1 protein-coding gene is annotated in these 12879 nt (G+C 56.8%); it reads left to right on the top strand.

Annotated features, from left to right (window positions below; translation table 11 throughout):
• Positions 1-163 precede the first annotated feature (163 nt).
• Positions 164-12874, top strand: a complete 12711-nt coding sequence (locus BV106_RS23330) for an autotransporter-associated beta strand repeat-containing protein (RefSeq protein ID WP_265596003.1) — start codon at positions 164-166, stop codon at positions 12872-12874.
• Positions 12875-12879: the final 5 nt, after the last annotated feature.

Here is a 12879-nt window from a genome sequence, read left to right as displayed (position 1 = left end):
GCAACGATTGCGGATTTCAAGGGCGGTTGTCCCATGGATTTCGTGAAGTTGCTCCAGCAACTATAAATCTATGGTTAGCAATTTTTTTGGATCGACGCTGCGGGTTGTATGCACTTAGGATGCACAACACGTGCACCCAATGTCCCCTAGGCACCCGTCGGTCATGCGTTTAATCCCCCTCTCCCGTCTCTCGTGGGTCCGGCTTCTGCTGGGCTCTTTTTTGTTGGGTTCCACGGCAAACGCACAGCTCTATTGGGATTCCAATGGCAGCACTGCGGGCGCAGGCTCAACTCCTACCGGAACCTGGGGGTCAGACAGCTTTTGGAGCACAGACAGCACGGGCAGCGTCGTTCCCGGCGGATGGCTGGCAAACAGCATCGCAGTGTTCAGCGCCGGTACGGACGCTACCAACGCCTATTCAGTCAGCGTAACCGGAACCCAAGACATTGCAGGGATCACTTTTGAAGAAGGCACAGTCACGTTAGGGGGGGCAGGCATTCTCAACGTCGGATCGGGTGCCGGAACCTTCAACGTCGCGAATGGGTTGGTGGCGACCATTAACAACGTCATCTCCTCAAGCACGGCTTCTGCAACCGTTCTGACCAAGACAGGCACCGGCACGTTGGTATTGGGTAACACCAATACCTTCGCAGCTGGAAAAAGGCTGGCGATTCAAGCTGGCACCTTGCGATTCGCCAGCAATGGCGCATTGGGCGCGTCTGGCACCATCATTGAGCTTGGAACGAGCTCTAGCGTGGCAACAATGTCTTACACAGGCAACACGGCCACCATTGCCCAGGCCATTGCATTGGGAACATTGGCGGGAAGCTCAACTGGCAACACCATAGAGCTTACCAACACCAGTGCCACCACGCTCACCTTCAGTGGCATCATTAGCGGAGGACCGGCCAATAGTGTGCTTGCCAACAATGTGCTGACCCTTCGGGGCCAGGGTGCCTCCGTAAGTGAATTCGTCTTCTCAAATACGGGAAATACCTTCAAGGGTGGCATCATCGTGGACAACGCACGATTCACCGTAAACGATTTTCGCGATTTCGGGCAAACCGCGAGTGGTGAAAACATGACCACGACGTTGATCAATGGTGGAAACCTCAATGTGATTACCACCCTTGATCCAACTGCCGCAGGGGCCAACGACAAGCGTTTGGCCATTGGTACAGGCGGCGGTATCGTGACGGTAGCGTCGGGAATTACCTACACGTTGAATGATGCTGGGCAATTTAGTGGCACCGGCATCCTCACGAAGAATGGGGATGGCATCTTGGCGCTCGGTTCTCAAACCGTAGGCTATGGAGCCAACTACTCCGGAGCAAAGGTGACCCTGAATGCAGGGACGCTCAGCCTGCGGAATGCCACCGCGGTCGGCACTGGTGCCACACAAGCGTCTCTTGAGCTTGCAGGGGGCATCCTGGATCTCCGATTCGACACTGCCACAGCCTTCGGCAACCATGTGCAAATCACGGGGAGCACAACCATCAACGTGGGTCGCAACAGTGGCACGGCCGCAGCTGGTGTGACGCACACACTGGGCGTCCTTTCGATGGGAGGGCAAACTCTCAATGTGAGACCCGGATCTGGCACCAGCAACAACACCACGTACGGGCTCACGTTCAGTGCGCTGGTGCTGACAGGGAGCCCTACTTTTGATGTTGGCCAGAACGGTACTGGAACAGGTACTCTGACGTTTTCCTCCCTGATCAACAACGGGGGGGCTGTCACCCTTACCAAGAACAATTTGGGGACGCTCGCTCTGGCAGCGCCGGCCGCTGGACTGCTTAGCAACTCGGTCGTTCGCGTCAACTCGGGCACGATCCTGGCTCTGGCGTCCGGCGCCATCGGTCAGGCCCATCTCCAGCTGGGAGACACCACCGGGAGTGCCAGTGCCAGCTTCTTGCTCGGTGCCTCAGGCATTGTTTTCGACAATTCCATCACGATCAACAACAACAGTGGTGTCACCCGCATAGGCGGCGGCACCTTTGCTGGGACGAGCTACATCGCGTCAGATCTGAACCTGACCAAGGACATCACTCTGACCGCGGGATCAGGAGCGACTGTTGTGTTTAGCGGTCTCATTACTGACGGTGCTTCCACTTACAATCTCTCCAAAGACGGTGCAGGTCTCGTGGTCGTGGACTCCGTTCCCGATATCGGCGGCTCGATCACGGTTCTTGACGGAGCGTTAGGGGGCGATCAGCTTCTACAAAACTTCGGGGTGATCCTCAATGGAGGTACAGTAGCCCGTTCAGGAATCTACAATGTCCAGATCGGCGGCCTTGGCAATCAAGTCAGTTGGGCACTCAACGGCTCTGGCGGCTTTTCGGCTACTAACGAAGACCTGACCGTAACGGTAACGGGTTCGGGTTCACCTCTCATTTGGAGTGCCGCCGACTTCATCAATGGAACGGGCAGCTTGATCTTGGGACACTCCTCCTCAACGGCTGTCACAACATTTACCAACGATATCGATCTCAACAATAGCGTTGGCGGACTCTCCCGCACGGTCGCGGTTAACGACAACGCCTCCAGCACGGCCGATCGCTCGGTGCTCACTGGGGTGTTGAGCAATTCCGGTGCGGACGCCACCTTGACCAAGACCGGTAACGGAATACTGGAACTGTCGGGTGCCTCAGGCAACACCCACACCGGAGGCACCACCATTGTTCAAGGCACCTTGTTGCTCAACAAGTCGGCAGGAAATGCAACGGGGTTGGGCAATCTGGCACTGTCTCCAAATGGGGCCGCCGCTACCGTCCGGCTTCTCAACAATGAACAGATTGCTGACACGGCCACCGTCACAGTGACTAGCACCACCACGACCGCTTTTAGCGTCCTTGACCTCAACGGTTTCCAGGAAACGATTGGTAGTTTGGTAGTCACCTCCGCCACGGGATCAGGCGCATTGGTGCGCCTGGGGGAAAACGGAGTCCTCACCGTGAACGGCAACATCGTGCTCAACAGCAACCGCGATGCGAATGACGGTTCAACCCACGCACGCAACGTGGTGATCAGCGGCACTGGGACCGTCTCTGCCACCGGTGCAGTCGCCAGCTCAGGCATTCTGGATCTGGGTGGTGCAATCCGCACCATCACGGTGCAAACCACTTCCCTGCTTGGAGGAAACAACGACGCTTCAATAGACAGTGTCATTCGAAATGGAGGCATCATCAAAAATGGAGCCCGCGTTTTGGTGCTCAACGGAGAGAACACCTACGCCGGATCTACCACGATCAATGCAGGCGCAATCCGTATCTCCTCCGACGGAAATCTGGGTGCGGCACCAGTATCAAGCACCTCCAGTCATCTGGTTCTGAACGGCGGGCGACTAGAAACCACCGCCTCATTCACCCTGGCGCAAACGCGAGGTCTCGAGTTGGGCTCCGGCGGTGGCACGATTGATGTCGCCACTGGTACCACGCTTACTTACAATGGTGCCAGCATTGGGACTGGAGGCCTGACTAAACTGGGAGCTGGCACCTTGATTCTCGGCGGAGAACACGCCTACAGCGGCAGCACCACTCTCACTGCAGGCACCATGGTGTTGAATCACGTGTCAGCACTTCCTGGTGGGATCACGAGCGCAGCAACCGGGGGTAACCTAAACATCAATGGCGGTGTCCTTGGGCTCGGAGCTGGTAATTTCACAAGAAACCTTGGAACCGGCACCGGACAAGTCCAGTTCACGGGTTCCGGCGGATTTGCGGCCTATGGGGCGAATCGGCAGGTCAATTTTGGCGGCAGTGGAACAACCGTGACTTGGGGTGTGGGAGGATTCCTCTCAGCTGGCTCCACACTCATTTTGGGAGCTGCGGATGCCACCCACACCATCGAGATTGTTAATCAAATCCAACTTGCAACCACTTCGGCAGCCCGAACCATCCAGGTCAACGACGGCTCTGCGGCCATTGATGCCTTCTTGAGTGGCGGATTGGTTGACAGCGGGACCTTTGGTTTCACCAAGACTGGCAGCGGCACATTGCGTGTTGGCGGCACCTATGCCGGCACCTGGACTTTGAGCGGTGGAGCGATCATTTTTGACACCGCACAAACTGCAAACATCCGCTTGGACGGAGGTGTGTACGAGAGTAACAACACCTTTGAAAGTGGCGGTTTCACACGTGCTGTTGGAACTGGTTCTGGGCAAGTGCAATGGACGGCCAATGGTGGGGGCTTCGCTGCCAACGGAGGGGCTCTGACCGTCAATTTAGGCACTCCGTCTCTTGTATGGGGAGGGACAGCAAACTTCCTGACCGCCAGCGGCCCTCTCATTTTTGGCTCAACCAGCGCAGACAACGTCGTGACTTGGCAGAATGCGATTGATCTTAACAACACGGCTACTGCCAGCGTTGTGCGGACCATTACTGTGGTCAACAACGCCAACTCAACCGCCGACTACGCCATCATGAGCGGGGTGCTCTCGACCTCAGGAACAGGGTCGGTGAATCTTACCAAGAACGGCTCTGGGCTGCTGGAGCTACAAGCGGCCAACACTTATTCAGGGACCACAATCGTAAATGAGGGCACCCTTCGCTTGGGAGTCGCCAATGCGCTCCCTGCCACTGCGGGACTTACCATCAATGCCCTGGGTGCCGGTGTCACAGCCACGCTCGATCTCAAAGGGTTCACCCAGAATGTAGGTGCGATCACACTTGGGGGCTCAACCACATCAAGCACCGCCCAAATCATCGATTCCGCTGGAGGCGGATTACTCACTCTTGGAGGAAACGTCACCTACTCTGCGACAGGCAATCCACTTGGTGCGCTGATCAGTGCGAACGTCAATCTGGGATCCGTGAGCAGAACTTTTGACGTCGGCGATTCCACCACGGTGGTGGCTCCGGCCGCTGAACTCACTCTGTCCGGCATTGTTTCAGGTTCCACCGGGTTCATAAAGTCAGGTGCAGGACGGCTTTTGCTCAGCAACAACAACAACACCTTTTCCGGCCCCATCACCATCACAGCAGGCGTGCTCTCGTTTACATCCATCGGCAACGTAAATGGAGGAGCATCCGCCTTGGGAAGCCCGGCTACCGCAGTCGACGGCACCATCATTCAGAACGGTGGGTCGTTGGAGTTTGTCGGGAATTCAAGCTATGCCACAGACAGAAACATCGACGCCAACAGTGCTTCAGCAGATCTCACAATCGCAGCAAGTGGCACCAACGGAGCGGTGTTGACCTGGAATGGTTCATTCAGCACCGACAATCGCATCCTTATCCTTGACGGCACCGGGATCGGTATCTTCAACGGATTGATCACTGCCAACGACGGTGCCACAAGCACCGCAACCCCCGATCTCTATAAGCGGGGCACCGGCACCTGGACCATCAATACGGCCACTACCATCGAAGATGACCTGGTGGTAGAAGGCGGCACCCTGATACTAAACGTGGCCAACGCGTTTACAGCAGATGATGTTTTCGTTCGGGGAAATTCGACCTTGAGAGTTGCGGCCAACAGCGGATTCACCAGTGTAGACGACCTGAATGTGGCTGCCGACGGCAGCGCAGGCACCACCGTGCTTGATCTACAAGCCGATGCCAGCGCAACCGACTTGTTCATGGGTACCAGTACGCTGAGCGGCGTCATCACTGGCACCGGAACGCTGACCTTGACGACGGCGGATGTTCGCCAGGGGAGCATTGATTCTGGAGTCACCATCGCAGGAGGCAGCTTCACCAAAACCACTTCGTCGACCTTTACCTTCTCTGGCACCAACACCCAGACAGGAACTCTCTCGCTCACGGATGGCACCCTCATTCTGGACTACTCCACTGCGAACACCAGCAAGATTGGGGCCTCCTTGACCTTGGGCTCAACCAATCCCAATCGGAGCTCCAGCATCAATCTTGTTCTGAACGGTAGCACTGTGGCCCACACCATTCAAAATGTCACCGGCACTACAACCATCACGCCTGGACGCACTACTGTCTCAGTCAATGCAGGGGGCACGTTCACCACAACCCTCGCCCTCACCACCTTCACCCGCACCTCTTATGGTGGGACGGTGAACTTCAACTATTCCTCCGCAAACGCCAAGGCCACAACCACCGCCCCTGCCGGAGTACTGGGATGGGCCACGGTTACCAGCGGGGGCACCCAGCGCATCGCAGCTGTAGATGGTTCTGGCAACATTGTGCAGGCCGCAACAGTAGCGAAAAGCAACGTCAGAACCTGGCTGGCTTCGGACAACATCATCAGCAGCGGCGCATTCGCCAACTCGTGGGACGGCGGTATCGGCACCATCTCCAGTCTCACCTTTGATGGCGCAGTCGCCTCCACACTTGATATCTCTGCCGGCTCACGCTTGAAAATCAGCTCTGGCGGCATCCTCGTCACCAGCAATGTTGGCAGCAACAATCTGCTCATCAGTGGCGGAGAAATCGAGAGTCTCGCAACCACTCCTGCAGGCGACCTCATCATCCACCAGGAAAACGTCAACGGCACGCTGACAATTGCTTCGAACATTGTGAATGCAGGCGGGGTTACCAAAAGCGGCAATGGCACCCTAATTTTGAGCGGCAAGAACAGCTTCTTGAGTTCGAGTCAGCTCACCATTTCCCAGGGCACAGTTCAGGTGTCTGGCGGCAATGCGATTGGAGACTCGACCATTGTATTTATGCGTCAAGGCACGGTGTTGGATCTCAACAACTCCAATGAGACTATTGGCAGACTTGGCGGGGCTGATACCAACAACCTCGGCGGGGGTACCATTCGCCTGGGTTCTGGCACGCTCACGGTCAACCAAAACACCTCCACAGGACATGCTGGCGTCCTGACTGGCAGTGGCACATTGATCAAGACCAACACTGCAGGAAACCTGCTCTTCACCGGTAACAACACAGGATTTACTGGCAAAGTCATCATCAACGGAGGCACACTGATCCTCTCAGGTTCCGCAGGTCGCATGAACGCTGCCACATCCTTTACAATCAACAACACCGGCAGCTTCCTTCTCGATAACAACGACGATAGCGCACCCAATGATCGCTTGTCTGACACGGCTGTGATCACCCTCCATTCGGCCAACGGCGCATTCGCGGGTGAAAGCCGTCCTCGCGGCCTGGCCATCCGCACAGACAACAACACGGGCGAACCAGAGACCTTCGGACTACTTGATATTGCCAGTGGGGCCAGCTATGCATCGCTTGAGGCGGGTGGTGATGCCAACTCGACTGTATCCCTGATAGCCGTTGGCTGGAATCGCAGTGCGGGAGCAACCTTGAACGTCCGTGGTCGGGGACTCGGGGCTACCGCCAACCAACGCTCGTTCTTCAAAATTGCGGACGCCAATGATACGGCATTTTTGAGCCAGGGATTGGTCGGTGGAGGTGCAGCTTCTGGCGGGACAAACAAGAATGTCAGCATCGTGCCTTGGGCCATTGGAGAGAACATCTCTGCCGGCCTTGCCGACACAAACATGGGGAACACCTTCCTCACCTACGTTGACAACATAGGTTTTCGCCCGCTAGACCTCACCAACGAATACAACACCTACTCTGCAGCAGCATCTACGGACAATGTGCGCGAGTCTCAGACCGGAGCGACGACCAATCTGAGCGGCAAGACAATTAACTCGCTCATCCTCCACAACGCCAACGCTGCTGCGGCTACAACCAGTTATTCCGGCACGGGTGCGGGTCAAACTCTTGCGATCACCAGTGGGGCCATGCTCTTCACTCTCAACTCAGCTGCCGCAGCTGGCAGCTACAACACCACCTTGGGAGGCTTCGATGGGGGGATCACTGTTGGCTCCACCAACGAATACATCATTCACGTGGTGAACCCATCCAGCGCTTCTACGACTCCCACATTGACGGCAACCATCGATTCGTCGCTCAATTCCACTAACGCTTCCTTGGTGAAATCCGGGCGTGGCGCGCTCATCCTGACGGCCGCCAATACCTACGGAGGCGGCACCTATATCAACGAAGGGGTGCTGCAGGTAGGCAATCTGTCTAACCTTGGCACCGGCAACGTCAACTTCGCGGGCGGCACGCTTACCTTGGCTGCTGGCTTCTCTGAGGATTTCTCTGTGCGTTCAGGAACCATCAACAGCGCAGGCGGCACGATCAACGCCGCGCAAGCCAACAATCTCACCCTCGCCAACGGATTGGACTTCACCCTCACCGGCACGTCCAACGCCACCCTCACCTTGATCACGCGGTCCAGCTCGAGTCTCGGTCAGGTGACCATACAGGGTTCATCAACCTTCACAGGCACATTGGTGGTCAATCACACGAGCGTCAACAGTGGCAACACCAATTCAGTGGTGCTGAACGGCGACACGAATGCAGCAGTCAACGGCAATTTGCAGATCGGCAATCTTGGCTCGATCCCAGACACCTCCAATGATGCCGTGGTCGCACTCGGAGCCAGCGAGCAGATTGTTGACACAGCGGTCATCAGCTTCCGCGGCAGCAATGGAGAGAGCGCCTACTTCAAGCTGCTCGGATTCAATGAAACTGTGGCTGGCATCAGTGACACGTCCACATGGGGCGTTATTGAAAACCGGGAAACAGACACCGTCTCGGCTTCCGGCACTCTCACAATCGGGAGCAGTTCCGACTACAGTTACAATGGATTCATGCGGGATGTTAATTCCGGTGCCGCAGATGCAGCCAAACTGCTGCTGGTGAAACAGGGCTCCGGTACCCAAACCCTGATTGGAGCCAACATCCGCCATAGTGGCCTCACCACGATAACTGGCGGCACTCTTGTATTGCAGGACGTGACGAACTGGCAAAGCGCCATCGTCAACAATTCCCAGTTGGTATTGAACCAGACAACCGGCACCCGTACCCATGCTCAGTCCATTTCTGGTTCTGGAGCGGTGCGAAAATCTGGGGCAGGAATACTGGTACTGACGGCCAACAATGCTTATGCAGGAAAAACAGTCATTGCTGAGGGGGTGTTGGAGTTCAACAACAGTCTTGCACTAGGCAACAACGCGGTGGGAAATACCATCGAGATTCAGAATGATGCCACCCTGCGAGCCAATGGCGCCGAACTGGCGTTGGGCTCCAATCAAGGAATCAAGGTCAGCGGCACCGTGGCCAACATCGAAGTATCATCGTCACTCCTGGTTCAGGGAGGCTTGACGGGTGGTGTAGAAACCCGTCTGGACAAGGAAGGTGCGGGAGCCCTGACCGTCGAGGGAACTGTGGGATTCACCGGTGACCTTGCCGTCAATGCCGGTTCAGTTACGTTTCGCTCTCCAGTGGCTTCTCTCGGCAGGGTGAGCCTGGTCGATGGCACGTCACTTGTGCTCAATGGTGCAGCGACTGCCTCACCTTCACCCCTCACCTTCTCCGGAAGTGGAAACGTGTTGACCCTAGGTACAGCAAACACGGTGCGACTTGGGTTTGGCCTCAGTTCGGCAGGGAACGACAGCATCATCCTCGCAGCAGGACAAACCTTCTCCACGGGCACGACGGTTTTCACGGACATCTTTGTAAACGGAACGCTCACAGGGCCGAGCCATTCCTACAATCTGATCCAAAGCACTGCCAGCACAAGCTACGCTGCCTTCACTGCTGGCGTAATCTACAATCCGGGCAACTACATCTACACCCTGAACAACGCTGGCGCGAACAACTTGGTATTGACAGCGACGCAGCAGGCGGCAGCGACTGCCGCCTACTGGAAAGGAGATCTCACGGGGGGGGCAGCAGGAGTCTGGAATGCGGCTCAGATTGGAGGAAACACCAACTGGTCCACCGATGCGACGGGCAGCACTGACACAGGTGTGGCACCGGGGGCCACGACCAATGTGTTCTTCTCTGCAGCGGGATCTGCCAACTACGCCACAACACTCGGCGCTGATATGACGGTCAATAGCGTCACGTTCCTGTCTGGATCAGGAGGACCAAGTGGCAACAACACGACCGTGGGCGGTAACCATGTGCTCACGCTCGCGGGCCAAAACGGGCTATCCCTGGCCGCCGCTTCTGGTGACATCACCATGAGCACCAAAATTGCCATGGGCCTCAATCAAATCTGGACCGTTGCCGACGCTGGAGCCACCCTGACCGCTTCCGGAAATGTCTCCGGTTCGTTTAGCCTGACCAAACAAGGTCTCGGCACGCTGTCATTGACCGGAGTCAATGGCTACACCGGCAAGACAATCGTTCAGCAAGGGACGCTCAAGATCAACAGCGAGTCCAGCTTAGGGGCCGCCCCTGTCGCTGCCGCGGCCGATCATCTCACCATCGAATCGGGCGCCACGCTCCAGACAACTGGCAATCTTACCATTGATGATGCGGGCAGAGGCGTCACTCTTGCCGGAGTCGACACGGCAACGATCTCCACCGATACCGGCACCACCGCCATCATCTCCAACCAGATCACAGGAACCGCCGGGCTCACCAAGGCCGGGGACGGCACGCTGGTAATCACTGCGGCGAACACCTACGCTGGAAGGACCGTCATTGCCGCCGGAACTCTGCAGATTGGTAGTGAGGACAACCTCGGATCCGCACCGGGCACATTTGGGGCAGACCACCTCACCATCCAGGCGGGAGGTCAGTTGCAAACGCTTTCGACGCTGATTATTGATGACATCAACCGAGGTGTCCGGCTCGCCGGCACCGGGGTAGCATCCATCTTCACGAATACGGGAACGTCGGCCACCATCGACAATGTTATCAGCGGCGCTGGGACTGTGTCGTTGCAAAAACTTGGCGCAGGAAACCTGGTACTCAAAGGCTCGAACACTTACACTGGCAACACCATCATCCGTGGCGGCACCCTTACCATTGGAGCCACCAACACTTTGGTGACGACAAGCACGGTGACCCTCGGCAACAATACCGCAGATGCAGGGACACTCGATGTATCCAGCTTTGACCAGACCCTTGGAGGTCTTGTGGTTTCATCAACGACCAACTCCACGGCCAACAATATCGTGATTGGTGCCGGGCGGACGCTCCGGGTAAATGGCAATGTCACCTTCGGCAGCACCACCTCTGGCGCCACGACGAACACCGTCTTCTCGGGAGGCGGCTCGTTTGTGGTTGCGGGAACCCCTGCAAACGCCAGTATCCTCATCGGTGCATCAACTGGCGCATCGAACAACACCAACGGGTCTACCGTGGACATGTCCGGATTGAGCAATTTCACCGCCACACTTGGCACCGGGGAGCTGAGGATTGGCGATACCGCAGGCAGCACTGGAGGCTCCGTTTCCTCTCTCCGACTGGCCACCAACAACTCCATCACTGCCACAAATATCCACATCGGCAACTCCGTGGGTCTGGGCTCCAATGCCTTCACGATGACTTTGGGTTCGGGGACAAACACCCTGAACGCCACCACCATCAACGTCGGTTCTGCCGGGGGCGGCATCCGTTCCGGCGGCAACATGATCTTTCACAACACAGACAGCACCGGCTCAATCACCATCCGAGGTTTGAACGGCGGCATCAACCGGGTCGCCAACTTCAACATCATCAACAGTACCGGAAATACTGGTAGCAACATGGTCTCGGTCGTAGATTTCACGAACCATACCGCGGATTTGCGCATCGCCACCATGACGATGGCCGTGCGGAGCCAGAATACAGGCTCGGCAACAGCCACGCTTTCCTTCAACCAAGGCAGCTTGGACATCACCACGCTGATCATGGCGGGCCGCACGGTTGGGAGCGGCAATGCTACAGCCACCTTAAACCTCGGCGACAGCGTAGCTGAGGGTACTCCGACAACCAGCATCGGCACCATCACCATGGCGAGCAACACAACTGCCACTGGCACCAGCACTTCTGAAGCCACTATCAATGTTACCGGTGGTGATGTGACTATTGGCAGTGGCGTTGGCACAGCGATCAACATGGCGAATGCCAGTGCGGGCCGCACAGTCACCTCCACCATCAACCTGACCGGAGGCAACATCACCATGCAAGGCGGCATCGTCCGCACAAATGGCGGCGGCACTGAGAATACCACCATCACTCTGGACGGTGCGACCCTGGACATGAACTTCAATGAGATCGGCAACGCCTCTGCAGCCATCGCCGCTCTTAATTTCCGCTCGGGCGTTCTGAAGAATGTCATGGCAATCAACGGCGCAGGCGGCTTGACCAAGACTTCAAGCGGCAATCTCATCATGGAAGGGACCAATGTGTACTCTGGACCCACCACGGTAGCAGCAGGCACCCTACAGGTGGGACGGAACAATTCCGGATCGATTGCCAGCGCCACAACAGTTCAGAATGCCGCGAAGGTGGCTGGAACAGGAACCATCTCGAATAGCGTCAATCTAAATGCGGGAGGCATCTTGGCACCAGGGGATAGCGCCGGTGCCGGCATGGGCACACTCGTTATTGCAGGTGAGTTTTCCAACCTCACCATGGATGCTGCCGGGGCTCGTTTTGAATTCGGCGCCCAAAGCAGCGGCATAAGCTTTGCCAATCAACAGCTGGGCTTCTACGACGAAAATAGCAATCTTGTGGCCGACTACATCGATCCATTAAATCGTGTCTCTGGAGCCAATGACCGGGTGGAAGTGGGGGGCTCCATCAACCTCGTTGCCGGAGGAGTCATCTCCATCGATTTCAGTGGGTACACCCCCAAGACGGGAGATGCCTGGGACCTCATGGACTGGGGGGTCATCAACGCTGAAGGTATTCTTGCGCTCAACGGGTTCACTATCGGAGACCGCTTCCGGACAGGGGCTGACAACGGCCTCTATGACCTCGACCTTCCCGACCTTTCAGTCTACGGAAGCGATCTCAAATGGGATACCTCCCTGTTTGCCAGCCATGGCATCCTCGTTGTCGTCCCTGAGCCCGGTCGAGTCTGTTTGCTTCTCATTGGGTTGACGTCCTTCCTCATCCGCCGTCGCCGTCATGTTTGAGCTCC

The sequence above is a fragment of the Verrucomicrobium sp. BvORR106 genome (assembly GCF_000739655.1).
Lineage (GTDB): Bacteria > Verrucomicrobiota > Verrucomicrobiia > Verrucomicrobiales > Verrucomicrobiaceae > Verrucomicrobium.
This window is presented reverse-complemented; position numbering and strand designations above follow the sequence as displayed.

Bases quoted from the DNA above. Each gene is read 5' to 3' on its own strand.
- BV106_RS23330 (WP_265596003.1), top strand. From the start codon at position 164: ATGCGTTTAATCCCCCTCTCCCGTCTCTCGTGGGTCCGGCTTCTGCTG.